Below are 24,916 nucleotides of genomic sequence, written 5' to 3' on the forward strand. Positions count from 1 at the left end.
ACGTTGTGTTATCAAACTGTTAAGTAGATAGTGAGGGGTCTTCATAAGGAGCCCTCATGACCTCGTCCATTCGTCTGATTTCCCTTTCACAATCTGATATTTTACAGCGCCTTCCTGAACTGACCGGGATGCTTATCGATAGCGTTATCGGCGGGGCCTCCGTCAGCTTTATGCTGCCGTTCCATCCCGATAAAGCCGTGGCCTTCTGGCAGAAGGTTGCGCAAAGCGTTGCCGCCGGTGAACGCACGGTTCTTGCCGCTGAACAGGCTGATGGCACTTTGGTAGGGACGGTGCAGCTGATCACCGATCTGCCTGAAAATCAACCCCATCGGGCCGAAGTGGCAAAGCTGTTGGTCCACTCTCGCGGTCGTCGGCAGGGCATTGCCCGTAAGCTGATGGCTGAGCTGGAAGCTGAAGCAAAGCGGCAGGGGAAAACGGTGCTCGTGCTGGATACTTCAACCGGCAGCGGCGCGGAGCATTTCTATCAACAGTGCGGCTGGCAAAAGGCCGGGGAAATCCCACGCTATGCGCTGATGCCGGAAGGGGAACTCACCGCGACCTCGGTGTTTTACAAATTTGTTTAAACCGCGCAGAAAAGCTGCCGCCCTTTGATCAAAACAGGGTTTCCTGGTTTTAAAGTCTGCTAAGTTATTGGACCAATAACGAAAGCTGTATGACCAATAAATAAGGGAAACCCATGATGAAAACCGTTAACCGCCTCGACTTTCCCGGCGCTCAGTACCCTGAACGCATTATTCAGTTTGGCGAAGGCAACTTTTTACGCGCGTTTGTCGACTGGCAAATTGACCTTCTGAACGAACACACCGATCTCAACGCTGGTGTGACGGTGGTTCGTCCTATCGACAGCGACTTTCCGCCGTCGCTCAGCACCCAGGATGGCCTCTACACCACCATTATTCGCGGCCTGAACGAGCAGGGCGAAGCGGTCAGTGAGACAAGACTTATCCGTTCCGTTAACCGTGAAATCAGCGCTTACCGCGATTACGCCGAATTCCTCAGGCTGGCCCACAACCCGGACATCCGTTTCGTGTTCTCTAACACCACGGAAGCGGGCATTAGCTATCACGCGGGCGATAAGTTCGATGACGCGCCGGCCGTGAGCTATCCGGCAAAACTGACCCGGCTGCTGTTCGAGCGCTACAGCCACTTTAACGGTGCCGTAGATAAAGGCTGGATCATCATTCCGTGTGAACTGATTGATTACAACGGTGAGGCGCTGCGTGAGCTGGTACTGCGCTACGCACAGGAATGGGCGCTTCCGGCAGAATTTGTGGCATGGCTGAATACCGCTAATGCGTTTTGCTCCACGCTGGTCGACCGTATCGTGACGGGTTATCCGCGAGAAGAGGCTGCCCAGCTTGAAGCAGAACTGGGTTATAAAGATGCCTTCCTTGATACCGCTGAACATTTCTACTTATTCGTTATTCAGGGACCAAAAACGCTGGCCAGCGAACTGCGGCTTGATAAATTTCCGCTCAACGTGCTGATTGTTGATGACATCAAACCGTACAAAGAGCGCAAAGTGGCGATTCTGAACGGCGCTCACACGGCGCTGGTGCCGGTCGCTTATCAGGCCGGGCTGGATACCGTCGGTGAGGCGATGAACGATGCGCAAGTGTGCGCGTTTGTTGAAAAAGCGATTTGTCAGGAAATCATCCCGGTGCTGGATTTACCGCGAGATGAGCTGGCGTCGTTCGCCAGTGCGGTGACGGGGCGTTTCCGCAACCCGTACATTAAGCACCAGCTTCTGTCGATTGCGCTTAACGGCATGACCAAATTCCGCACCCGTATTTTGCCGCAGCTGCTGGCAGGGCAGGCTACAAACGGAAAACTCCCGCCACGCCTGACCTTTGCGCTTGCGGCGCTGATTGCGTTTTACCGGGCTGAACGTCACGGTGAGGGCTATCCCGTTCAGGATGACGCCTACTGGATCGAGCGCTATCAACAGCTCTGGATGCTACACCGTGATAAGCAAATCAGCACCGCATCGCTGGTTGAGTCGGTACTGGCGGTGAAAGAGCACTGGGAGGAGAATCTGACGCAGGTACCAGGGCTGGTGCAACAGGTCACCCACGATCTGGATGCAATCCTCACGCAGGGTATGCGGGAAGCCGTTAAGCTGCTTTGTTGATAACACACCCGGCCATCGTGCCGGGTTTAAAACAGAACTAATTAGTTACAACATACATTTTGTTTGCTTTACTATTACTCATCAAACTCCTCTGCAAATATTCGTCTGGAAGGGCGTCATGAACCGAATCGGCATTTTATTTGGCTCAGCCTGAAAAACGAATCTGATAGCGAGTATTACGCCCGCCGCCAGACAGTTTTTCGAGTAGCCCCTGTTACGGCAGAAAGTAAAAATTTATCTTGTTATTAAAATGTAGCGAAATGTCGATATAAACTTGAAAGAGTGATTTGGATCACGTTAAAGTAACGCGCTTCCTTTTTGCAGAACCTCACTCATGATCCTCAGACCTCAAGAACACTGGCTGTCACGCATCTTCGTCTGGCATGGCTCGGTGCTATCGAAAATTTTCTCACGCCTGCTGCTGAATTTCCTGCTTTCCGTGGCCGTTATTGCCATGCTGCCGTGGTATACCTCGCTTGGCGTGAAGCTGACCGTCGCACCGTTCAGTATTCTTGGTGTGGCAATTGCCATTTTTCTCGGCTTTCGCAATAACGCCTGCTACGCACGCTACGTCGAGGCCCGTTTGCTGTGGGGGCAACTGATGATCGCCTCGCGCTCATTGTTGCGTGAAGTGAAAAATACGCTGCCGGATAATACAGACTGCGGACCGTTTGTCAGGCTGCAGGTTTCTTTCGTGCATTCGCTACGTATGCAGCTCCGTCGTTTACCGCAGGAACAGACGCTGGCGAAATACCTGACGGACGAGCAGCTCGCGCAAGTTGTGGCGGTACAGTCACCCGCGAACCACATTCTTTTGTTGATGGGAAACTGGCTGGCGGAATACCGTCAGAAGGGCGCGCTGTCGGATATTCTTTTCCATAGCCTCAACAACCGCCTGAATGATATGTCAGTCGTGCTGGCGGGCTGTGAGCGTATTGCGAACACGCCCGTACCGTTCGCCTATTCGTTAATTCTGCACCGTACCGTGTATCTGTTCTGCATCATGCTGCCGTTTGCGCTGGTGAGTGACCTCCACTACATGACACCGTTTGTCTCGATGCTAATTTCTTACACCTTTATCGCGCTGGACGTTCTGGCAGAAGAACTTGAAGAACCGTTCGGCGTGGAAAATAATGATCTGCCGCTGGATGCCATCAGCAACACCATAGAAATCGATCTGCTGCAGATGAACAACGAAACCCATATTCCGGCGAAAATCCTTCCCGACAAATGCTATCAGCTGACTTAAGGACTTCCGATGGACGTTGTGATTCGCGAAATTCAGGCCGCAGATAAAGCTCAGTGGCGCACGCTGTGGAACGGCTATAACCAGTTTTATGCGTCAACCGTCAGCGAAGCGATCACCGAAAAAACCTGGCAGCGCATGCTGGATGAACGTTCATCCATTTATGGCCGGGTTGCGGTAGTGAACGGGGACGTGCAGGGCTTTGCCCATATTGTGCTGCATGAAGGAACGTGGGTCATCGCCCCCATTTGCTATCTTGAGGACCTGTTTGTTGCTCCTGAAACGCGCGGCCGCGGTCTTGCACGAAAGCTGATTCAGTCTTTGGTTGATGAAGGTAAAGCGGAGGGTTGGTCACGGCTGTACTGGCACACGCGGGAAAGTAACCCTGCCAGAAAGCTGTATGACCAGTTTACCGACGTTGAGGATTTTGTGCTTTATCGGATGAATCTATAGCCGTAGCCTTTAAGAAATCATTAAGATTTTCACTGTGTAATGGTCAACGGGCCATCAGGAGAATCATCATGGAAAAGAAAATAGAGACCGTCGTAAACATCATTATTTTTGTTTCCCTGTTTGCGACGGCCTGGGACCTCTCGTTAGTACGCGACTTTAGCTGGTAACCCGTCTTGCAATGATAAACAGGCGCGGGAACGCCAGCAGGATCTGACCGTTTTGTTGACGAGGATAGTGCTCTTCCAGCAGTTGCAGATAGCGCTTCAGAAACGCCTGCTGGCTGACGTTGTCCAGATCCTGCAAATAAGGCCGCAGTCCGGTTGCGCTCAGCCAGTCAATAATTGCCTGATGCGACGCCATCGGATGGAAATAGGTCGTTCGCCAGATATCCACCTCACAGCCGTTACTGCTCAGTAAATCGTAATACGTCTGCACGCTCTCAAGCGGAACCCTGCCGCGCGCCGGATGCCCCAGCTCGCTTGCCGTCTGCCGCATCGATGCGTGCGATGGCTCCTGCCAGTTATCCGGCATTTGCACCGCCAGAACACCTTCATCACCGAGCAAAGTGGTCAGGTGCGGGAACAGCGTTGAATGATCGCTCAGCCATTGCAGCGAGGCGTTGGCGTAAAGGACATCCAGAGGCTGCTCTGGCCGCCACTGATTGATATCGGCGTTGACGAACTGGCAGTCCGGGAGTGCCTTTTGCGCTTTTTCCAGCATCGCCGGAGAGTTATCCACGCCGGTTATCACTGCTTCTGGCCAGGCTGCACGCAGCAATTCCGTGCTGTTACCCGGGCCGCAGCCCAAATCCGCCACATATTTTGCCGCGGGTTTCGCAATGCGGGCGAGTAGCTCTGCCGCCGGGCGGGTACGTTCAGATGCAAACTGCAAATACAGAGAGGGATTCCAGTCGGCCATTTTCGTTCCTCGAGGCTTGTTGAGACGAAGCAAATCTTAGACCAGCGATGCTTTAAGATAGCCACAAAGTTTGCAGCACGCCGAAAGAATTCTGACCATTCAGGCGAAAAAACCTGAATCACCCTGTACGTCGACTGAGATCGGGCAAGGCGTGCTGCTTCGTCATTATCCGTTAATAAATGCGCAATAGAGTGGCTGTATTTGTTACCGGAGTGACCCGTTCATGAAAACCGTAAAACTGGCAGAAGCGTCTATCGACAGCAGCGTGCGTCTGCGTGAGTGCCGCATTGGCCAGCAGTGCGAAGTACTGGCGCACAGCGTAATGGAATATGCATCGTTGGGAGATTTTTCGTACGTCGGGGAATATTGCACGATTGCCGATGCGCAGATTGGTCGGTTTGTGGCGATCGCCAACCAGGTGCGTATTGGCGCGCCTAATCATCCGATGCAGCGAGCTTCACAGCACCGTATTACATACTGTCCGGAATACTATTCTCCGGATGCCACGCGCGACCATGATTTCTTCGCGGCACGCCGACAGGACACGGTCGTGATTGGCCACGACGTCTGGCTCGGTCATGGGGTCATTGTCCTGCCGGGCGTCACAGTGGGTGAGGGTGCCGTACTTGCGGCGGGAGCCGTAGTAACGAAAGACGTTGCGCCTTACAGCATTGTCGGAGGTGTCCCGGCTAAAGTGCTGCGCATGCGTTTTTCTGAAGAGATCGCTAAGGAGCTGCAGCGTATCGCCTGGTGGGACTGGCCGCTGGAGACAATTATCGGACGACTGAGTGATTTTCAGCAGGATGACGTTTCGCGGTTTTGTGAGAAATATCGCTGAGCGTCAAACAGAAGCGACGGTGAGCCGCAAAACGACTCACCGGTGTGCAGGCCTTAGCCTGGATAGATACCGCGATCTTTACGCGCCAGCAGAATACGCTCACAGGCCACGATATATGCGGCGGTACGCAGGGAGCAGGATTTTTCCGCCGCTTTTTCCCAAACGTGAACCATGGCATCGGTCATGATTTTGTCCATGCGCTCGTTGATCTCTTCTTCACTCCAGAAGAAGCTCGCCATGTCCTGAACCCATTCGAAGTAGCTGACGGTGACGCCGCCGGCGTTACAAACCACGTCCGGTACGACGATAATGCCGCGGCTGGCCAGTACGTCGTCGGCATCCGGGTAGGTCGGGCCGTTTGCGCCTTCGAGGATAAGCTTACATTTCAGTACTTCGGCACGGTGGCGGGTGATCTGACCCTCCAGCGCGGCCGGAATCAAGATATCCATATCCACATCCCAGAAAGCTTCGCTGGCGATGGTGTCCGCGCCCGGGAATCCGGCGATTTGTTTATGCTCAATCTGCCAGGCGGTGAGGGCGTTCATGTCAATACCCGTCGCGTTGAACAGCGTCGCGGTATGGTCCTGAATAGCCACCACGCGAGCACCGGATGCGGCGAACAGACGTGCGGCTTCGCTGCCGACGTTACCGAAACCTTGCACTGCCACGCGAGCGCCTTCTACCGGAATATTGGCACGACGCGCCACTTCACGACCGCTGATCCATACGCCACGGCCGGTGGCTTTTTCACGTCCCAGCGAGCCGCCGAGGTGAATCGGTTTGCCCGTTACAACGCCGGTAATGGTGGTGCCGTGGTTCATGGAATAGGTATCCATCATCCACGCCATAACCTTGCCGTTGGTGCCGACGTCCGGCGCAGGAATATCTTTTTGCGGCCCAATAATGATGCCGATTTCGCTGGTATAGCGGCGGGTCAGACGCTCCAGTTCACCTTCAGAGAGCTTGAACGGGTCGACGCGAATACCGCCCTTTGCGCCGCCGTAGGGCAGGTTCAGCGCCGCACATTTAATGGTCATCCAGGCAGAGAGCGCCATTACTTCGTTCAGATCCACATCCGGGTGGTAGCGAACACCGCCTTTGCCCGGGCCGCGGGAGAGGTTGTGCTGCACGCGATAACCTTCAAAGTGACGGATGGTGCCATCGTCCATCTGAACAGGAATATCCACAATCAGGGCGCGCTTCGGATGACGAAGCGTATCAACCCAGCGGGAAAGTTCGCCGAGGTGAGGGGCAACGCGCTCGATTTGTTGCAGGTAGGTATTCCAGGCAGATGTGTTGCTATCTGAAGCGTAAGATAACTTATCCATGATGAACCTTAGTTTTGTAAGTAATATGTTCTTAATTAGCCGTGGAGCATAGTGTTACTCACTATGTGAGTATAAATTTAACACTTTTTTAAAATTTAGCATCAGGCGAAACGCGGAAATGAGAGGGGGTGGAATTAATTTTTGACAGAGGAATTGAATAGTTATCCAGCCTGAAAAGGCGTTATAGCCCCTTTTCAGGCCCAAATTCATTCACTTTAAGTGCATAATAAGCGCTGGCGGCTATTTACCAGAAGTATGACGCACCTCAAAAAGTAAATATAATGATAATTAACTGTGTTGACTTTGTTTCACGATCGGCGAAGAGCCTGACGCCGCTTCAGCAGCAGCACGGTATCAAGAATCTTACCCGTTTCACCAGCAGGCCCGGTCGCCAGCCGTTCAATATTTCCGACAAAAACCGATTCCCATTCCCCGGCGTCAAGCTGCAGTTCCGCCAGTGCTTCTTCAGGTGTGGGGAAGGGCGTATGCCGATGGTCGGACCATGTTGCCGCCGAACCGTGAGAGGTGATGAGCAATGAACCCCCTTGTGCCACAAGGGCTGCGGCCTTTCTCAGCACCTGCGGACGGCCAAAGTCGACGGGAGATTCAAGAAACGAGGCGGTGACGAGATCATATTCTCCCTCTGGAAAAGTTTGTGAAAGATCGTGTTGTTCGAAGCGGATGCGTCCGGCGACCTCATTTCGACGAGCATTGTCGGCGGCATAGGCCAGCGCCTGTTGGGCAATATCGACCGCTTTTACCTGCCACCCTTGCTTTGCAAGCCAGACAGCATCATCGCCACGGGCGCAGCCTAATTCCAGCGCACGGCCTGCGGGGAGATGCTCAGTGAAACGCACCAGCACCGTTCCGGGTTTGCCGCTGGAATGCGGGGAAGCGCTGGCGTAGCGATCGTCCCAGAACCGGGCTGAGGTAAGTGATTGGGTCATGACGTTCTCCAGTTGCAGAGTGATTATTTCACGTGACTTATAAAATCACATGAGTTCTGACCTTGTCAATCTCACGTAGCATTGTAAGATACATGAAACGTTAACCGGAGGGACTGACCATGCGTCAGGACAACAAACTTTCACGCATGCTGCACGTTCTGCTGCACATGGCCAGAAACAACGAAGCGTACACTTCAGAACAGATCGCAATGATGCTCGGCAGCAACAGCGCGGTTGTCAGGCGCACCCTGGCAGGCCTGCGCGATGCGGGTTTTGTCGCGTCGGAAAAGGGGCATCATGGCGGCTGGCGAATTGCCCGCGATCTCAGCGAGATAACACTACTGGATATTTATCAGGGGGTCGGCATAAAGCAGCTTTTTGCCATCGGCCGTGGAGACGAACACCCGAACTGCGCCGTCGAAGCGGCGGTAAATGAAGAGTTGGGCAGCGTGCTGGCAGAGGCAGAACAGAAGCTACTGACGAAGTTCGGCGAAATTACCCTGGCGAACCTGGCTGAACGCTTTGATAAGCGTGCAGCATCAGAGTTCGCAGAGTGATTCAGGCGTAAGGCGTCCCAGCCAGAGCCGCTTTTTGTCCGGCGGCGCCTTTGTCTATCAGAGCCAGAAACGTGGCGGCGGCCTGTTCTGCATCTCGGCTTTCGCCGTACTCTGTATGGGCACGAGTCAGCGCCACGCTCCACGTTGCCAGCAGCAGGGCGGCGGCCAGCTGCGCGTCGGGGTCAGTTTCGTCCCGGCCTGCTCCGCGAGCCAGCTCTGCGGCAATGCCGTTCGCCACCTCATCTCGAATGGCCCTTGCTCTGGCTTTCAGGGTTTCGCTGGCGGTAATAATGGCAATAAACCCCTGGCTGTCTTCAGAGAACTGCAGGTAAGGGCGCTTTTCGGCGACCAGACGGTGTGCCAGCAGGCGCAGCGATTCCAGCGGCGATTCTGCCGGTTTTCGCTGATGCAGCGCTTCGGCAAGCGTCGTGCGGATCTCCTCGTCACGGTCGAAAAACATATCTTCTTTACGCGGGAAATGGTTAAACACCGTCATGCGTCCGACGTCGGCCGCGGAGGCGATCTGGTCGATGGTGACGTTATCGAACCCTTTTTCAGCGAACAGTTGCGTGGCGGCCCAGGAAATAGCCCGACGGGTTTCCAGGCGTTTTCTGGCGCGACGATCGGCGAGGTCACTCATCTTTTCTCCTTTTATTAAGCGACAGGGGCAGATTCCGCAGGTGGAGCCTTGCGGGTGCCAAGAATAATCAGCGGTACAGCCAGCGCATACACGCCGACCACGGAAAGCCAGATAGCGCCCGGCCAGCTCTGCTGAACCAGGTAGTAAATGGCTGAAAAACCGAGCGGGGCGACGATCGACGCCAGGCTGATAGCCGATCCTAACACGCCCTGGAATTGCCCCTGGCGATTTACGTCGACCTGACGAGTCGCGAGCGCCTGCAGCGCCGGTGTGCCAATCCCACCCAGCGCAAACAGCGGCATAATGGCAAACACAATCCAGCTTTGCTGCGTGAAGGCAAGAATGGTCAGCGCTACGCAGGAACAGGCAACACCAACGAGCACGGCACCGCGCTCCCCGAAAAGGCGGGCCGCAGGGCCGGGCAGAAAGGCCTGCACCAGCGCCTGACAGAGCCCAAAGGCACACAGCGACAGGCCAATCCACATGCCGTTCCACTGGAACGTGTCGGTTCCCCAAAGCGCCCAGCAAATGCCGTACACTTCGCCAATACCGCTCAGAATGAAAAACACGGCGACAAGAGGCAACAGCTTGCGCATCGAGAACGCCCAGCGCAGCGGTTTCAGCGGGTTGAATGCCGCCAGATGAAGGCTATGATGCGTCGGGGTGCGCGACTCCGGCAGAATGAACAGCGCCATCAGCAGATTCACGCCCGTCAGCACGGCGGCGACCAGAAACGGCAAGCGGATCCAGATATCCCCCAAAATTCCGCCCAGCACCGGACCGATAATAAAACCGACGCCAAACATGGCATTGAACAAACCAAAGCGGCGAGCGCGTTTGTCCGGGGGAGTAATATCTGTGATGTAGGCTGTGGCAACGGACATATTGGCGCTGGTGAGACCGGCGATGGCACGCCCGATAAACAAAATCCACAGCTGCGGCGAAAAGGCCAGAATCAGGTAGTTCACCGCGGCACCTGCCAGCGAAACCAGCAGGACTGGGCGGCGCCCGTGATTGTCGCTCAATGCACCGAGCACCGGCGCGAAAATAAACTGCATCACGGCGTAAAGCGCCGTCATAATGCCCATCCAGGGCGCAATGTTGCTGGCATGCACCACATCTTCCAGCAGGCGGGGAAGGATCGGAATGATGAGGCCAATGCCGACCGCATCAAGACAGATTGTTGTGAAGATAACAATCAAAGATTTATTCATAGGTGTCCCGAAAGAAGTAAGAAAGTATACTCAGAACAAAAATGTACTCAGTACAATTTAATTCTGTGCGATCGTTGACCGCTTGTCAACGCCAGTCTGAAAAGGGCAAACAATGGAACGCGATCATCCGTCGGCGGAAAACATCATCGCGCTGTACCACGAAGGGGCGGAAGCCTGGGACAGCGTGCGAAAGGGGAACTGTATCGAGCTGGCGTGGCTCGAACGCTACCGTGCCTTGCTGCCGGCAAAGGCACACATTCTGGATTTGGGCTGCGGCGGTGGCGATCCGATTGCCGGATATTTCGTGCAGCACGGCTATCACGTCTGTGGCGTCGACAGCTCAGCGCCGCTGCTTGCGCTCTGCCAGCAGCGTTTTCCCGATGCCGAGTGGCATCTGGCGGATATGCGGCGTATTGCATTGCGTAAAACGTTCGGCGGCATTCTCGCCTGGGACAGCTTTTTCCATCTGACGCGCCGCGATCAGCGCCACATGTTTTCCGTTTTTCACCATCACAGCGAACAGGAAACGGTGCTGATGTTTACTTCCGGACCCGACAACGGCGAAGCTATCGGCGAATTTATGGGGCAACCTCTTTATCATGCGAGTCTCGATCACGATGAGTACCGGCAGCTGCTGGCAGATAATGGCTTTCGCGTTTTGAGGCAGGTAACGGAGGATCCTGACTGCGGTGGGCGAACGGTTTGGCTGGCGCAAAGAGGGAAGTGAGGCTGCCCCGAATATTTCCAGGGCAGGCTCGTTAACGCCTGGGAGGTTTTATCATGTCAGGACAGGCCACTGCCGGGATCGAAAAGCACATCAGCACGGTTTTTTGCTTTTGTTGGTCAAAGGCATTGCTTATTCATTTGCGGGCTATGTATATTTCAAATGAATAAAAACCAGAGAAAACAATATGAGCAAGAGCAACCACCTCGCAGACCGTATCCAGCAGCTTCAGCCTTCCGCCATCCGTGAATTACTCAAACACAGCAAAATGCCGGGTGTCATTTCCCTGGCGGGCGGTATCCCCTCAGGCGAATTATTCGATAAAGAAGGGCTGGCAAGCGCCACTCAGCGCGTGCTTGATGAAAGCTTCGCCGACGCCTTCCAGTATGGCCTGACCGAAGGCAACGTTGGGCTTCGTGAGCAGCTGGTCGGGCTGTGCAAAGCGCATGGAATGACAACTTCGGTAGACCAGCTACTGATCACTTCCGGCTCGCAGCAGGCGCTGGATCTGCTTATTCGTGCGCTGGCAAATCCGGGTGATGTGTTCGTGGTTGAGCGCCCGACGTATCTGGCTACTTTGCAAATTTTAAGTCTGACAGACGCCACCGTTCAGTCGGTTGGCAGCGATGCCGACGGCATGATCGTCGATGAACTTGAAGCGCTGCTCAGCACCACGCGTATTAAAGCGGTGTATATCGTCCCCACCTTCGGTAACCCAAGCGGTACAACGTTAAGCGCCGAACGTCGTGAGAAACTGGTTAAACTGGCGGTAAAACACGACTTCGTGATTATTGAAGACGATCCGTACGGCGCCATCAGCTTTACCGAAGAGCGCCAGAAAACCCTGTTCCAGACCGCCGCTGAAATGGGCGATCGTGACAGCGTGGTGTACACCTCAACGTTCTCGAAAATTCTCGCACCGGGCCTGCGCGTGGGCTGGATTATTCTGCCGGAATGGATGAAGCAAAAAGTGGCGATCGTGAAGCAGGCCACCGACCTGCACGCGAACTCCTTCGCTCAGTCTCTGGTCGCGGCGTATCTCTCCACCAACCGACTCGAACCGCAGATCGCACTGATTCGCGAAGCCTACAAGCAGAAGTGCCAGGCGCTTTCCCGCTTCCTGAAGGCGGAGCTCGACGAGCACATCACCTTCAACCAGCCGCAGGGCGGGATGTTCCTGTGGGCGCAGTTCCGTTACGATTTTGACACCACGAAGTGGCTGCAGCAGACGCTGGAAAAAGGCGTTGTGTATGTACCGGGTGAATTTTTCTTCAGCGATCGTGCCGACAAGAAAACGCTGCGTTTCTCCTACGCAACCGCGACTGAAGAACAACTGTTTGAGGCAGTACAGCGTTTGAAATCGGCGCTGTAATCCCGATTGTCGTGTGGCCTGACTTTGTAGGTCGGGCCCGCGTCAGCGCCACCCGGCAAGATTTAGCCCATCTCACAGGCATTAACCCGCATCCAGTCGGCCAGTGAATCCAGCGTCGGACGCAGTGATTTTCCAAGCGTTGTTATCTGATATTCCACTCGCGGCGGGACCTCCGCATAAACCTGCCGATGAACCAGACCTCGCGCTTCAAACTGGCGCAGCTGTCTGGTGAGTTCTTTCTGAGTGATAGGCTCAACGGCACGCTGCAATTCGCTGAAGCGGACCGGTCTATCAATCATGATCAGACGATACAGGATTGGGATAGCCCACTTTCCGGCGATGAGGTTCACAAAACTCACCATCGGACATGCCTGTTCTGTACCAGGCATAAGAGAAATTTTTTTTGTCATTCAAACTCCCGCTATTCGGCAATGCATTCCACGATGCGCCTTAGTATCCAAAAGGTGCCTACTACCCAAAGGATACTATAGCGGAAATAATGCCTTCACCAATACAAAGTGAGAGAGGCAGCAATGGGCAGACTCAGCGGCAAATATGCATTAATCACTGGCGGCACCAGCGGAATCGGGCTGGAAACCGCGCGGCAGTTTCTGGCCGAGGGCGCAAAAGTGGCGATTACCGGTCGCAGTGAAAGGGCACTGGAGGAAATACGACAGCAGCTTGGCGATGTGCTTGTTTTTCAGAGCGATGCGGGGAATGTCTTTCAGCAGCAGGAACTGATTAAAACATTACAGGCGCAGTGGCCGAGGCTGGATATTCTTTTCGCCAACGCTGGAGACGTCACGCATCGCAGCCTGGAGGAGTGGGATGAGGCCGCCTATGAGCGACTGATGAATACGAACTTCAAAGGGCCACTTTTCCTCATTCAGTCGGCATTGCCTCTGCTGGCGAACCCGTCGTCGGTGATTGTTTGTGGCTCGGTCAGCGCCCGAATCGGGCTACCGCAGAGCAGCGTCTATGCGGCGAGTAAAGCGGCTATTCTGTCGCTGGCGCGTACGCTCTCGGCAGAGTTACATCCGCGTGGCATTCGCGTCAATGGCTTAAGCCCGGGCCCAACGGAAACGCCGGCGCTGGGGAAACTCGGCAACGGCGTGGAAGATGACAAACTACGCGAAGAAATCCGTTCACTGGTCCCGATTGGGCGGCTCGGCACCGTTACGGAAATGGCGAAGGCGGCCGTGTTTCTGGCATCTGATGAGTCGGCATATGTGGTCGGTACCGATTTACTGGTCGATGGTGGAGTAGGGAATTTGTAAGCCCATCGGCTATGCCCGCCAGTTATCACAAAAAAGTGATTATTTGGCGAGGATCCCGTAATCACTCTGCGGCTACAGTCAGGGCATCAACATCCCGTTGCCCTGACTGAGGCCTTTACCATGCTGGTTATTATCCTTGCTTATCTCGGCGGTCTGCTGACCATTGCCAGCCCGTGCATCCTGCCGGTGTTACTTTTTGTTTTCGCGCGTTCAGACCAGCCTTTTGTCCGTTCCGGGCTTCCGCTGCTGTTAGGCGTGGCGGCGATTTCACTCGGTCTTGATACTGGCGTGCTGGCGAGGCTGTCTACCGTGTCCACAGGCGGTATTGAGCAGACGTTGGTCGAAAAGCTGAAGCCACAGAGCACTCTTTCCCCGGCCGCGCCGCCGGTTTCGCTGGCAGCCGCCAGTTCCGATTCGCCGCAGTTGATTGATGCTGGCATGATGCCGCCACTGAGCGGAGCCGTGCAGTGGCTCAACTCACCGCCGCTGACGTCGGAATCGCTGCGGGGCAAAGTGGTATTGGTGGATTTCTGGACATACTCCTGCATCAACTGTCTGCGTACGCTGCCTTATGTTAAAGCCTGGGCTGAAAAGTATCGCGACCAGGGCCTGGTGGTGATTGGCGTGCATTCTCCTGAGTTTGCCTTTGAACGCGATATCAGCAACGTTACGAAAGAGGCCAAAAAGCTCGGCGTGACGTATCCGATTGCCATTGATAACAACTTCAGCATCTGGCAGGCGTTTAACAACCAGTACTGGCCTGCGCACTACTTTATCGACGCCAACGGGCATGTCCGCTATATGCATTTTGGTGAGGGGAACTATGCCGAATCGGAACGCGTCATTCAGGAACTGCTGCGCCAGGCTGGAGCAAAGAACGTTAACGATACAGAGTCATCGTCGCTGACGAACGAGACTTCGCCTTCTTTAGCACCTTCCTTCAGCGTTCCCAGCAGGTCTGCCTGCACCATACGCTCATCAAATTCCTTGCCTTTATCATCAAATGCTTTGTAGCAACCAACAAAACCAGTTAATTCAATCGGCTGTTTAATTTTAGTATATACAACCACCTTGAACGTTTTTTCGTATTTCGGATGCCCTTCAACTACCACCGTTCCCTCGGAGGAGGGGATGGCTTGTATGATCAATTTACTATGCAAATCTTCAGCCGCTACTGAAGAAAATGAGAGTAGAACAAGCGAAGAAATAAGAACTGTACATACCTTTTTCATTGAAAATATCCTTTTATGAGACACTGGTTATTTATTCCGCAACCAGATTACGTACTATAACCTAAATCAGAACTTAATGATTATTAAGTTCTGTAAGGCCCAACGTCGTCGAAAGTGGACAATCTTGAGCAGCTTCCTTCCGGATGAAATCGCCCGCAAACAGAAGGCAATGAAAGGCCTGCAGCCGCAAGGCGAAGCGACGAGCGCCCAGACCGGGGCCGTGATAGCCGCGGACGCCGGACGCACGGCAATCAACGTTTACTCATTTCCCCACTGATTCAGGAAGTTTGCAATATCGTCGATGCGGAAGTCAGCAATCCCGGCTTCGTGGGCAAGTTCGCCCTGGGTCTCTTCACTGATTTCTTCATTGTTGTTCAGGCGGGTGATCAGCGCCTGGAAATAATGGGCGAGCGCATCGCGCTCGGCGTCTTTCACCGGCGTGGCGGTCTCGTCTGAATATTCGTCAACGATGTCGTAAAACTTCAGCGGGATTGCATTGTTCATTTTCGCGTCCTTTTAAGGCGATTCAGCGGATGTGCGTGCTATTTTAGCATTGTTAGCAAGGCGGCAGCATCCCGTTGAATGAAAAGAGCAGGGCGGACCTTACTGCATCGAGGCGGGTAAAAACGCGACGGGACCCGTCAGCACATCCCGTAATACTAAGTGAGAGCCTGGGTCATGAAATGGCGATTGCGACCCGGCTCAGTTGAAATATCTGCTCAGAACCCAGGACTGATATAACGTATCAGCGCCGTTCTCTTATCAGGTGACATTATTTTCCTGACAGTTCCCGGCGAATAATGTCGGCGCCTGCGCTTAATGCATTAAGTTTTCCAGTTGCGACCTTTCGGGACAACGGCGTCATGCCACAATTGGTTGAAGGGTAGAGTTTATCAGCATCAACAAATTGCAGTGCTTTACGTAATGTATCCGCGACTTCCTCAGGGGTTTCGATATTATTCGTCGCCACGTCGATCGCTCCAACCATCACTTTTTTACCGCGAATAAGCTCGAGCAGGTCCATTGGCACTCGTGAGTTATGGCACTCCAGTGAAACAATATCGATATTGGACGTTTGCAGTTTAGGGAACGCTTCTTCGTATTGTCTCCACTCTGAGCCCAATGTTTGCTTCCAGTCGGTATTGGCTTTGATGCCATATCCGTAGCAGATATGCACAGCCGTTTCACATTTTAGCCCCTCAATGGCTCTTTCCAGTGCGGCAATACCCCAGTCATTGACTTCATCAAAGAAAACATTAAAGGCAGGCTCATCAAACTGAATAATATCAACGCCAGCTGCTTCTAATTCTTTTGCTTCCTGATTGAGGATTTTGGCAAATTCCCATGCCAGTTTCTCGCGGCTTTTATAGTGGGCATCATAAAGCGTATCAATCATCGTCATAGGCCCAGGGAGTGCCCACTTGATGGGTTTGTTGGTTAACTGACGTAAAAAACGAGCATCTTCAACGAATACCGGTTTTTGGCGTTCAACTGCACCAACGACCGTCGGCACGCTCGCCTCATAACGATTACGGATTTTAACGACTTCGCGTTTTTCAAAGTCGACACCGCTGAGGTGCTCGATAAAGGTCGTGACAAAGTGTTGACGCGTTTGCTCGCCGTCGCTGACGATATCAATCCCCGCGCGCAGTTGATCAAACAGGGCAAGGCTCAGCGCATCTTTTTTCCCGTCAATTAACTCTTCATTTTGCAGTTTCCAGGGGGACCAAAGTTTCTCCGGTTCCGCAAGCCAGGAAGGTTTCGGTAAGCTGCCAGCGGTGGACGTGGGAAGTAAGATTGTCATAATAAAGCGCCTTGTATTTCCGGTTAATTAAAGAGCGTAGTGAGTAGACCAGGACTCAAAAACATGCTTGTAAGGTTTAATAAAGTGCTCTTCAGTAAATTGTCCCTGAATAATTGCCAGCTGGCTGCGTTCTTCCCGATCGTAAACAATTTTTGTTAATGAATGATCCTGATGATTCAGGCTGGGTTGATAAACCAGGCCTGCCGCCGAATTAGCATTGTAAATTTCCGGGCGGTAGATCTTCTGGAAGGTCTCCATCGTACTGATAGTGCCGATCAACTCCAGTGAAGTGTAATCGTGAAGTAAATCACCGGTAAAATAGAATGCTAACGGCGCAACGCTGTTTTTAGGCATAAAATAGCGAACCTGCAGCCCCATTTTACTAAAGTATTGTTCAGTTAAAGATGCGCCTGTTTTTTGCTCATACTCGATGCCCAATATCGGATGTTCATTTCCTGTACGGTGATAAACCTCTTTGCTTGAAATACTCAGGCAAATTACCGGGGACTTTTTAAATCGCTGTTTGTACTCGTTTGAATGGATGAAATGTTTGAAGATATTGCCATGCAAATCACCAAAATCATCCGGGATGCTGAAGTCACGCAGGCCTTTATTGTGATCTAACAATAATACGCTGAAGTCATAATCACGGACATAGGAGGAGAAGTTATTACCGACAATGCCTTCAATACGTTCATTCGTTTTTTTATCAATGATGCAGGTTTGTAAAATTTCAATTGCCGGGAAACTTTCGCCAGTCTCGCCGAGATTCAGTTCAGCTGAAATAATATCAAGTTCGACGCTATAGCGATCGCTTTTAGGGTTATCCCAATAAGCTAAGCTGTTGAAACGATTGTCGATCATCACCAACGTGTTGCGCAGATTTTGCTGGCGGTTTTGTCCTCTGGCCAGATTCGCAAAATTGGTCGTAATACGCGTATTCTCAGAAGGGTTATAGTTCTCGTCGAAACGGCTGCTTTTAATCGTAAATGTGATATCTGTTTTCATGGTGACGCGGCATCCTGAGGATTAAACAGAAAATGGCGCTGGTTTTCTGCTTACCCGTACGTGATGGGAGCAGTAGCGCAATGTCATTTTCTTGTTATCAATTAATTAACATATGTCTTTTATGCCAGAGCCAGTGGCGGAGTGAAAGCGACTAAATTTCAATGCTGCATGAGCCAACTTCATCATGAGCAATGCGACGTAATGTGAGCGTACGGTTTGCCGCCGCAGAGATGGCGATGTAACCAAAGTACGCATGGTGTGTGACGAAAAGACGGCTCAGTATTTTATGAACGGAACAAGCAGTATGCTCGTCAGCACGTTCTGGCAAACGAAAGATGATGACAGGGCACGGGGGGATCCACATCGGGACGTCATCGTCTCCGGCCTCGGTGCTGAATCAGGACACGCCGGAAAAATCCGTGCCGCTCCAGTTCATGATGGACGGCGAGGTGGTGGCATGGCGGGTTAACCGCGATTACGCGGCTATCGAGTGTTACCAGGAACGCCCCCTGCACCAGTCCGGCACCTTTGTGCTGGTCAAATCGGTGTACAAACCCGACGAACAGGATGTATTGGTGAAAATGGAAGCCAGGCTGGTAAAACCAGCCTAGCGTCCAGTTTTGAGGCGTTAGAGAATAAAATTAAAGTCGAAATCACTCCGTGGCTAAAGGAATCGTTTGCCATTATGGAGAGTGAAAAAGCGTCGCTGGAGAGGGCGAAAATATCGGCCAAAGCGAAACTGGATGAAATAAATATCCGAGAGCGGGAAGCGAGTCGTGTCAGGAAACAACAAGCTGCTGAGGCACAGGCGAGGAATGCCGCCGCTCAGTACGCACAGTACGAGATAAGTAGAGAGCAGAAAATTGTAGCTTATGAACAGATGTCCCTGGAGAGGAAACTGCGTCAGCAGGAAAAAACCTCCCATTGGAAAGGGGCGGCATCCGTCGCGGCTGAATCCTGGGCCGCTGCAGCCCCAAAACAAAGCGGTGCTTCATCAGCCTCAGTCATAGCTCAACAGCCGACTGCCACTGGAGAACATCCGCAGGATAAGAACATGCAGGAACGTCTGGATGAACTCCGTTCATTTAGGAAAGATTATGAGTTGGAACAGAGGTGGAAGGCTCTTCATTCATTCGCTGGAAACCTTGATACAGAACATTTGCAGGAAAGGTTTAATCGACTTCGTGGCAGCGACGAAAGCAGGCAAACCCGAAGCAAAACACTCGCGCCGCCGCTCGAAAGGGACTGAGCCGTACAGGAAGGGCTGCGTTTGGGAACCGTACAATAGATAAGCAGGCCGCAGCGAAGCGGCCTGCTTACACAGAACGTTATAGTGCAAATCTCAAGTCTCAGTCATCGTCCGGTTCTGGCTCTTTTGCCAAAATAAATGTCGGTGCGCATAATGTATATTATGTTAAATGATATGGCACATGAGCAATAAGCTCATGCACTACATCCCGGTGACCAGAAATCATGCATTAAAATCCCAACCATATCGCCTCCTCCTCTGTAATAATGATAAGTATCAATGCGTTCTGATAAACCTTAAAGGGAAAGTATGTCTAAGTTTCCGCTGTTCATGTTGATCATGTTCTGGAGCCTGACGCTTCGGGCCGAGCCTCTGTTCACTCAACAGGAGCAGTCCTGGATAGCGGCTCACCCGCGCGTCTATTACACGGTCAAAGATCTGTGGCCCCAGGAAACGGTACGCAATGGTATCCACAACGGAATCAGCCGTGAAGTTCTGGATGCGGTTTCCCAGCGCACCGGCCTGACGTTTGTGTTTGTGCCGCCAGATAAAATGGCAGAAACGCCGGTGATGATGGTCAGTGCGGTTAACGATAACTTACTTACTGATGAAGAACGGAAAAAATGGCTATTCACGTTTCCGTGGGCCAATACTATGCCGATGATCGTCAGTAAAAAAGAGGCTGTTCAGAGGACACGGGAGCCGGTATCTCGCCAACGGTGCAAAAGCGTCTGATGCAGGCCTGGCAACAGGGTGAGCATCAGGCTGGCGGCAGCGGGCTTGGGCTCTATATCTGCCGATCGCTGGTAAAGCAGATGCAAGGCACGATGGAACTGGTGAGTGAACCAGGCAAAGGAACGCGCGTAGCAATCGTTTTACCTCTACAACACTGCACCACCCCGGACGATAGCGCAAAGCCGGACTCGATGACACTCCCTGATTTCGCCGGGCAATGTTCCATATTAGTGGTGGAAGATCACGCAGCCAACCGCCAGATGTTGACCGCTCAGCTGGCCCGTCTGGGGTGTCATTTTGAAACCGCCGAGGATGGAGAAAGCGCACTTTTGCTGCTTGAAGACGAAAACTACTACGACATTATCCTGCTGGACTGCGGCCTGCCGGGTATCGATGGCTATACCACTACCCGGAAGATCCGCATGCTTGAACAGCAACAAAACCGGGAGGCCATGATTGTGGTAGCGATTTCGGCGCAAAGCTCAGCTCAGCATCTCGCACGCTGCCTGGAAAGCGGCATGAATGATGTCCTCACCAAACCGATTCGACTGAACACACTGGCGGAAACCCTGCAAAAATGGTGCACGCCAGCGGGTAGCCAGACGGTACAGATGGCCACTCATTTGCCGATCGGGGAGGATGTCTGGCTGGCGCTTCAGGATGATACCCGGAAGTTTATCGCTTACACCGAGCAACAGGAGCTATCCTGGATGCTGCACCATATCCATCGTATTAAAGGCGTAGCGCAAATGTACCAGATTGATAACCTCGCGGAGTACGCCGCCTCCCTGGAAGAGAGCCTGCGGGCCGGGCTGCCACGCGAACACTGGCAGGCACAAACATGGGGGCTAATGCTCAATAAGCTGACAACTCTGTCCTAATAAGAGCTTTTGAGAGTGCTCTTGTGTGCTCTGCATGGCCATTTTCGTTCAATCCCATTCGCCCCAAGAGACTGGCTCGCATACCGCGACAGCCACTAGGATTGAAGAAAGGTCATGATGCCCTGGTATAAAACGATTCTGCTACTGATAAACTGCCTGCTCGTCTTCACCGTACAGGCAGCCCCGCTGTTCAGCGAAAAAGAACGCGCCTGGATTGCCGAAAATCCGGTGATTTTCTACGATATTATTGATGACTGGCCGCTCGATTATATCGATCAGGGCAGACATTTTGGCCTGAGCCGGGCGTACCTCGAGCAGATAGAAAAAATGACGGGGTTACGCTTTAAGCTTGCCGGTGAACAACAGTCACCCGCCTTTGTCACTAACATGCCGGCGGCCTTAATGACGGAGCCTGAGCGTACTAAATGGCATTGGGCCCAACGCTGGGTCACCGCCAATGCTCTGGTAGTGACAAGCCATGATTCTGATCATATCCGCACTCTCGACCACCTCAGAACAAAGCGTGTTGCCGTTCGCATGGGCAGCCCATATGAAAAGTGGCTAACCCACTATTATCCCGAAATCGAACTCTCTCCACAGCCGGATATGAGCAGTCTGCTACAGAGCGTACTCTCAGGGGAAGCGGACGCCGCCATTGGTGCGGATCTGGTATTACGCCCCCTACTGTACCGCCGTTACGCCCACAAACTGGTGGTGGCCGGTCAGTTACCTGAGATGGTTACCGGGTTACATATGGCCATCTCACCAGAGTGGGAGCCGCTGCGCAACATCCTTTCTAAAGCGCTAGCCAGTATGCCAGCCAGTCAAAGCGACCGGCTTTTCAGTCAGTGGGTGGGCGATTTAAAAACCGGAAAGCTCACCGCTGAATTAATTTTCGCCCTCTACCCAGTGGAGATCGGACTGATTATGTTATTGCTGTTAAGTCTAATTTGGGCCCTGCGTCGGGCGCTGGTTCATAAGCGGCGCGCCGTGCTCAGTGAAGAGCGGAAAAGCCAGTTTCTCGCCATGATGAGCCATGAGATCCGCACGCCAATGAATGCGCTGGTTGCCGCGCTTGAACTGCTTCGCCTGCCTGCCGCCGCCCAACAGCGAGAAGAGTATCTGGAGCTGGCGCTCTCATCCTCTAAGAATCTGCAGGGTTTGCTGAATGACATTCTCGACCACTGCAAACTGGCGCAAAATCAGCTAAAACTGGACAATCACTGCTTTCTGCGCGCCTGGGTCTCGCTCTCTTTCAGATCGCTGCGGCTAATCTGGCTGCTGGCCCGCCCGGTCCAGTGACCGATACTGCTTTCCAGCTGCAGGTTTTGATAACCGGACCAGGGCTGAAGCTCCCCGCCGGCCAGGTTCATTTGGTTACGCAGAATCATCCCAAGGCTACCCTCTTCCGGCAGCGCGATGGTTCTGGCTTTTCCTTTAGGCTCTTTTGCCGCCGTCGTGACAATATAAAGCGTGGCAGTGCTGAGGCTGTAGTACAGGCTTTGTAAGTCTCGCGGGCAGTCGCTTTCGCACTTACCTAAAGGAAAAGCATCACCCAGCGCTTTCGCCCACTGGCCACGGATGGCGGATGATATTGTACTGTTCTGAGTTTCGGTGAAATTCGCCAGTTGTACCGTTTTAGCGCGAGACAGTAAAATAGTGGCGTCCCCCAGGTACTGGCCATCCAGTTCTACTCTGGAAATGAGCGGCGCCCCGAAAATATGATCACTAAATCCTTCAGGCAAATTATCTGCCTGCATAAAAAGATCGTCCATGGGCATTGCAGCACACGACAGCGACGTCAGCACCATAGCCACAGCCAGAGCCAGCTGATTTTTACAAGGAAATGACATAGATTCATCCAGATTAAAAAAGGGCACAACGTGCCCTTAACTCTGCAAAAGGGTTAGATCTCGTAGTCAAACACCATATTGATCGTACCCTCGTAAGCACCCGCATCATAAGCTGATACTGTCCCTGGACTCACCACCAGAGGCAATGTCTGCTCCGTTGTTACCGCTGCAGCCAGAATTTCAGCCGGGGTGCCAGAACCCACAGGCAGGGTCACGGAGTTAATTTGGATATCCAGCGGAATAATCTTTAACGGATCAGTGGTGTGAACAAGCTGTGGTGCTGCACTCAGGTGAGCCGTGATCTTGCCGGCGGTGTTTTTCGCCTTCAGGTAGGTGCTCACGTTTTCCAGCGTTTCCGTATAGTTATTCCACGGCATGGTATGCGTGGTGCCAGAAAACGAAGGGTCGCTGAATACCACGTAATAACGCTCCACTGGAATGGTCGCTGCCAGGTCAAAAGTCAGCATTGACGGGTCAGCGGCCATTGCTGGCGTAACTGCGGTGGTCATGGTAGTTGCAAATACTGCTGCCATTACGGTTGTTTTAAAGTTCATCATCATTCCTTAACTTTACAGGACGGGGTTATCCGAAAGACTTCGGCGTTTTCTTTTTTCCTTCAAGCAACGTAAATTGCGTGACGGCGTTGATCTCTTTTTTCAGCTCATAGCGAGAGCCAGGTCGTACAATGGTATAAACGGGATCAGAGCACTTCTCCGATTTACACTGTTTAATATCTTCCAGGCTAACACTGCTATTGCCCTTGTTATGAACAATAATTTTATTACCCTGTGTTTCAAATACCGTTTTATACTGCGGGTTTTTAGGGTGCACAATAACCATCACACCATATCCCGTTAGCACACTGATACCGGCATTCACTTTCGCAGAATATTCGTCGAATTCTTTCTGCGACTGTCCAAATTCATTTTTATCTTTCGGCATGACCGGAATAAAACGTACGCGATAGTAGCGCTCACGGTCTCGATTGCCGGTAATAACCAGACGGCCAGACTGCATCCCTTTGGCCGGAATAATCATCCTTCCCGGGGTGAAAATAAGCCCGTCAATATTACTTTTCGCTGCATCCTGCGCATCGATGCGGGTTTCCTGTTTTTTACCATCAGGGCTGTAAGTCACTTCACGGACTTCTACTCGTACAAAGGCGGTGCTATCACCATTATTACGCACACGCTTGAGCTGCGTGCTTCTATCGCCATCGACTATTTCGTACATAGCGCCAACATTTAATACGGGAGCAGAATTCGCCGCCCAGGTAATACTCATTAAACAAATGAGAGCTGTTACTCTTAACATATTTTCCTCACACGCTGAAGTGCCTGTCTCAGACCTGACGTATGAAAAAGAGGCACGTAATTAACGAAAGCTAATATGCATCAAGACAAGAATGATCTCATACAAGACCACTCTCAAAAAATTCAGAGGGAAAAATAAAAATTCAACCACAACCAATAACATAACAATGAAATAACATTTTTTTATTATTTATTGATTTTTGCCAAGAGAGACCGGGGGGGACGTTGTGGATACCTTCCTTCCGCTATATCGGGGAGGTGTGGTGGGAACGGTTATCGAACCCGTGAGCTACGTTAATACAAATGGCAGCGTTGATTTTGTCGTCGGTGAACCGGCCAGCGCTCTGATGCTCGAACATTTAGGCTCAACCTGGCGAGGTGCCGCGACGCTGATTTTTGACTCTGAATTACCGTTTATTCCGGGAGCCTGAAAATGACAATACCGCTTTCCGTTAACGCCCCTGTAGGGCAAAGCGAATTGCTTGAGCGCCTCCTCCATCCGACCCCGCTCATCAAAGATTTCCACTACTGGCTCGATAGCCAGAGTGGTAAACGCGTGATATGCAGCGTCGAACTGGATGCGCTGTGCACAAAAATAAATACTCTCGAAGCAACCGGGCTGGAGCTGGTACTCAGCCTGCGGCTGCTGCAGGAGATAATCAGAATGGATTTACTGGAAATTACGCCCGTGATGCTCAGTATTACCGATGAGTGGCTCGCCTACCCCGACCTGCCGGAATTATTGGACAGAATTATCAACTTCAAACAGCTCACAAACCCCATACTCCTGCACATCATTCCTGAACAAAAGGCGTCTCTGGGCCGACATCTGAAAACCAATATCAAGAACCTGAAATCCCGGGGATGTAGCATTGTTATCGATGGATGCAGTCTCGACAGAACAGATAACCACATTATCAGGGGATGCGACGGCATAATGTATGAGATGGACGAACTTATCGCTAAACCAGAGAATCAGGAACAACTTCAAATTTATCGGAACGGGGGCAAGTTTATTCAGATTGCCGGCGTCAAGCCGGAGATCTTGCCGCTGGCAAGGCAACTGGCCGGAGATGATTTTTATTACTCATACCAGTAAGACGTCTCGCCGCTAAGACCTGACCACAGAGCTGACGACGCCTGATGATCCTCATCGGGCGTTTTTTTATTTAATC

General features: G+C 52.4%; 29 protein-coding genes and 1 pseudogene. 17 read left to right on the top strand and 13 right to left on the bottom strand.

Annotation, left to right across the window (positions count from 1 at the left end):
- Positions 1 to 56: 56 nt before the first annotated feature.
- From AB1287_RS12490 to AB1287_RS12505, 4 genes are all read left to right on the top strand, one after another.
- A complete protein-coding gene (locus tag AB1287_RS12490) occupies positions 57 to 584 on the top strand; it encodes a GNAT family N-acetyltransferase (protein ID WP_435617965.1) in 528 nt (175 codons plus the stop codon).
- 116 nt (positions 585 to 700) lie between these two features.
- The gene (locus AB1287_RS12495; RefSeq protein ID WP_435618176.1) at positions 701 to 2,152 is read left to right on the top strand and encodes a tagaturonate reductase; all 1,452 of its coding nucleotides are present in this window, start codon (positions 701 to 703) and stop codon (positions 2,150 to 2,152) included.
- A 334-nt stretch (positions 2,153 to 2,486) separates the two neighbouring features.
- The gene (locus tag AB1287_RS12500; protein ID WP_435617966.1) at positions 2,487 to 3,401 is read left to right on the top strand and encodes a bestrophin family protein; all 915 of its coding nucleotides are present in this window, start codon (positions 2,487 to 2,489) and stop codon (positions 3,399 to 3,401) included.
- 9 nt (positions 3,402 to 3,410) lie between these two features.
- Positions 3,411 to 3,851, top strand: coding sequence for an N-acetyltransferase family protein (locus AB1287_RS12505; protein WP_435617967.1), 441 nt, complete (start codon positions 3,411 to 3,413; stop codon positions 3,849 to 3,851).
- A 156-nt stretch (positions 3,852 to 4,007) separates the two neighbouring features.
- Here the strand turns inward: AB1287_RS12505 and tam are convergent, their stop codons facing one another.
- Positions 4,008 to 4,769 (bottom strand): trans-aconitate 2-methyltransferase, encoded by a 762-nt coding sequence (tam, locus tag AB1287_RS12510; RefSeq protein ID WP_435617968.1) that lies wholly within the window; start codon positions 4,767 to 4,769, stop codon positions 4,008 to 4,010.
- A 223-nt stretch (positions 4,770 to 4,992) separates the two neighbouring features.
- Between tam and AB1287_RS12515 the strand changes: the two genes are divergently transcribed.
- Positions 4,993 to 5,607: a DapH/DapD/GlmU-related protein gene (locus tag AB1287_RS12515; protein WP_435617969.1), complete on the top strand. Its 615-nt coding sequence runs from the start codon at positions 4,993 to 4,995 to the stop codon at positions 5,605 to 5,607.
- A gap of 53 nt (positions 5,608 to 5,660) precedes the next feature.
- Here the strand turns inward: AB1287_RS12515 and AB1287_RS12520 are convergent, their stop codons facing one another.
- Together AB1287_RS12520 and AB1287_RS12525 are read right to left on the bottom strand one after the other, a co-directional pair.
- Complete coding sequence (locus AB1287_RS12520) at positions 5,661 to 6,935, bottom strand: Glu/Leu/Phe/Val family dehydrogenase (protein ID WP_312626439.1); 1,275 nt, start codon at positions 6,933 to 6,935, stop codon at positions 5,661 to 5,663.
- Positions 6,936 to 7,243: 308 nt separating this feature from the next.
- On the bottom strand, positions 7,244 to 7,882 hold the full coding sequence (locus tag AB1287_RS12525; RefSeq protein WP_435617970.1) for a class I SAM-dependent methyltransferase: 639 nt from the start codon (positions 7,880 to 7,882) through the stop codon (positions 7,244 to 7,246).
- A gap of 119 nt (positions 7,883 to 8,001) precedes the next feature.
- Here AB1287_RS12525 and AB1287_RS12530 point away from each other — a divergent pair, with 119 nt between their 5' ends.
- Positions 8,002 to 8,439, top strand: a complete 438-nt coding sequence (locus AB1287_RS12530; protein WP_312626442.1) for an RrF2 family transcriptional regulator — start codon at positions 8,002 to 8,004, stop codon at positions 8,437 to 8,439.
- Between the two features lies 1 nt (position 8,440).
- Here the strand turns inward: AB1287_RS12530 and AB1287_RS12535 are convergent, their stop codons facing one another.
- Positions 8,441 to 9,079 (bottom strand): TetR/AcrR family transcriptional regulator, encoded by a 639-nt coding sequence (locus AB1287_RS12535; protein WP_312626444.1) that lies wholly within the window; start codon positions 9,077 to 9,079, stop codon positions 8,441 to 8,443.
- Between the two features lie 14 nt (positions 9,080 to 9,093).
- On the bottom strand, positions 9,094 to 10,293 hold the full coding sequence (locus AB1287_RS12540; RefSeq protein ID WP_435617971.1) for a TCR/Tet family MFS transporter: 1,200 nt from the start codon (positions 10,291 to 10,293) through the stop codon (positions 9,094 to 9,096).
- A gap of 112 nt (positions 10,294 to 10,405) precedes the next feature.
- Here AB1287_RS12540 and AB1287_RS12545 point away from each other — a divergent pair, with 112 nt between their 5' ends.
- The gene (locus tag AB1287_RS12545; protein ID WP_435617972.1) at positions 10,406 to 11,020 is read left to right on the top strand and encodes a class I SAM-dependent methyltransferase; all 615 of its coding nucleotides are present in this window, start codon (positions 10,406 to 10,408) and stop codon (positions 11,018 to 11,020) included.
- Between the two features lie 184 nt (positions 11,021 to 11,204).
- Positions 11,205 to 12,389 (top strand): PLP-dependent aminotransferase family protein, encoded by a 1,185-nt coding sequence (locus AB1287_RS12550; RefSeq protein WP_435617973.1) that lies wholly within the window; start codon positions 11,205 to 11,207, stop codon positions 12,387 to 12,389.
- 62 nt (positions 12,390 to 12,451) lie between these two features.
- On the opposite strand, the gene AB1287_RS12555 is transcribed toward AB1287_RS12550, so the two are convergent.
- Complete coding sequence (locus AB1287_RS12555) at positions 12,452 to 12,799, bottom strand: winged helix-turn-helix transcriptional regulator (protein WP_312626450.1); 348 nt, start codon at positions 12,797 to 12,799, stop codon at positions 12,452 to 12,454.
- 123 nt (positions 12,800 to 12,922) lie between these two features.
- Between AB1287_RS12555 and AB1287_RS12560 the strand changes: the two genes are divergently transcribed.
- Both AB1287_RS12560 and AB1287_RS12565 read left to right on the top strand, forming a co-directional pair.
- Positions 12,923 to 13,666 carry an SDR family oxidoreductase gene (locus tag AB1287_RS12560; RefSeq protein WP_435617974.1) on the top strand — a complete coding sequence of 248 codons (744 nt, stop codon included), beginning with the start codon at positions 12,923 to 12,925 and terminating at the stop codon, positions 13,664 to 13,666.
- A 441-nt stretch (positions 13,667 to 14,107) separates the two neighbouring features.
- Positions 14,108 to 14,680: a thioredoxin family protein gene (locus AB1287_RS12565; protein ID WP_435618177.1), complete on the top strand. Its 573-nt coding sequence runs from the start codon at positions 14,108 to 14,110 to the stop codon at positions 14,678 to 14,680.
- On the opposite strand, the pseudogene AB1287_RS12570 reads toward AB1287_RS12565, so the two are convergent.
- The 4 genes and pseudogenes from AB1287_RS12570 to AB1287_RS12585 all read right to left on the bottom strand — a co-directional run.
- A pseudogene (locus tag AB1287_RS12570) lies at positions 14,611 to 14,898 on the bottom strand (DUF4354 family protein); the annotation flags it as partial. The gene AB1287_RS12565 and the pseudogene AB1287_RS12570 sit on opposite strands and share 70 nt — an antisense overlap.
- 258 nt (positions 14,899 to 15,156) lie before the next feature.
- Positions 15,157 to 15,402, bottom strand: a complete 246-nt coding sequence (locus AB1287_RS12575; RefSeq protein ID WP_312626457.1) for a DUF2543 family protein — start codon at positions 15,400 to 15,402, stop codon at positions 15,157 to 15,159.
- A 268-nt stretch (positions 15,403 to 15,670) separates the two neighbouring features.
- Positions 15,671 to 16,702 carry a methionine synthase gene (locus AB1287_RS12580; RefSeq protein ID WP_312626458.1) on the bottom strand — a complete coding sequence of 344 codons (1,032 nt, stop codon included), beginning with the start codon at positions 16,700 to 16,702 and terminating at the stop codon, positions 15,671 to 15,673.
- Between the two features lie 27 nt (positions 16,703 to 16,729).
- The gene (locus AB1287_RS12585; protein ID WP_312626459.1) at positions 16,730 to 17,710 is read right to left on the bottom strand and encodes a DUF1852 domain-containing protein; all 981 of its coding nucleotides are present in this window, start codon (positions 17,708 to 17,710) and stop codon (positions 16,730 to 16,732) included.
- 335 nt (positions 17,711 to 18,045) lie between these two features.
- Between AB1287_RS12585 and AB1287_RS12590 the strand changes: the two genes are divergently transcribed.
- From AB1287_RS12590 to AB1287_RS12610, 5 genes are all read left to right on the top strand, one after another.
- Positions 18,046 to 18,321 carry a hypothetical protein gene (locus AB1287_RS12590; protein WP_435617975.1) on the top strand — a complete coding sequence of 92 codons (276 nt, stop codon included), beginning with the start codon at positions 18,046 to 18,048 and terminating at the stop codon, positions 18,319 to 18,321.
- A gap of 74 nt (positions 18,322 to 18,395) precedes the next feature.
- Entirely contained in the window at positions 18,396 to 18,959 is a 564-nt protein-coding gene (locus AB1287_RS12595; protein ID WP_435617976.1) for a hypothetical protein, read from the top strand.
- 309 nt (positions 18,960 to 19,268) lie between these two features.
- Entirely contained in the window at positions 19,269 to 19,694 is a 426-nt protein-coding gene (locus tag AB1287_RS12600; protein ID WP_435617977.1) for a hypothetical protein, read from the top strand.
- A complete protein-coding gene (locus AB1287_RS12605; protein WP_435617978.1) occupies positions 19,679 to 20,575 on the top strand; it encodes a response regulator in 897 nt (298 codons plus the stop codon). Before AB1287_RS12600 ends, AB1287_RS12605 begins: the two co-directional genes overlap by 16 nt.
- A gap of 114 nt (positions 20,576 to 20,689) precedes the next feature.
- A complete protein-coding gene (locus tag AB1287_RS12610) occupies positions 20,690 to 21,877 on the top strand; it encodes a histidine kinase dimerization/phospho-acceptor domain-containing protein (protein ID WP_435617979.1) in 1,188 nt (395 codons plus the stop codon).
- Here the strand turns inward: AB1287_RS12610 and AB1287_RS12615 are convergent.
- The 3 genes from AB1287_RS12615 to AB1287_RS12625 are packed head-to-tail and all read right to left on the bottom strand — an operon-like array spanning position 21,796 to position 23,742.
- Positions 21,796 to 22,428 (bottom strand): hypothetical protein, encoded by a 633-nt coding sequence (locus tag AB1287_RS12615; protein WP_435617980.1) that lies wholly within the window; start codon positions 22,426 to 22,428, stop codon positions 21,796 to 21,798. The two genes, AB1287_RS12610 and AB1287_RS12615, sit on opposite strands and share 82 nt — an antisense overlap.
- Positions 22,429 to 22,481: 53 nt before the next feature.
- Positions 22,482 to 22,988, bottom strand: a complete 507-nt coding sequence (locus AB1287_RS12620; protein WP_435617981.1) for a CS1 type fimbrial major subunit — start codon at positions 22,986 to 22,988, stop codon at positions 22,482 to 22,484.
- Between the two features lie 22 nt (positions 22,989 to 23,010).
- On the bottom strand, positions 23,011 to 23,742 hold the full coding sequence (locus tag AB1287_RS12625) for a molecular chaperone (protein WP_435617982.1): 732 nt from the start codon (positions 23,740 to 23,742) through the stop codon (positions 23,011 to 23,013).
- A gap of 262 nt (positions 23,743 to 24,004) precedes the next feature.
- Here AB1287_RS12625 and AB1287_RS12630 point away from each other — a divergent pair, with 262 nt between their 5' ends.
- Both AB1287_RS12630 and AB1287_RS12635 read left to right on the top strand, forming a co-directional pair.
- Positions 24,005 to 24,172, top strand: a complete 168-nt coding sequence (locus tag AB1287_RS12630; RefSeq protein WP_435617983.1) for a hypothetical protein — start codon at positions 24,005 to 24,007, stop codon at positions 24,170 to 24,172.
- Positions 24,173 to 24,174: 2 nt separating this feature from the next.
- A complete protein-coding gene (locus AB1287_RS12635; RefSeq protein ID WP_435617984.1) occupies positions 24,175 to 24,840 on the top strand; it encodes a hypothetical protein in 666 nt (221 codons plus the stop codon).
- The last annotated feature ends 76 nt before the right edge of the window (positions 24,841 to 24,916 follow it).

This window comes from Scandinavium sp. UTDF21-P1B (genome assembly GCF_040750395.1).
Taxonomy (GTDB): domain Bacteria; phylum Pseudomonadota; class Gammaproteobacteria; order Enterobacterales; family Enterobacteriaceae; genus Scandinavium.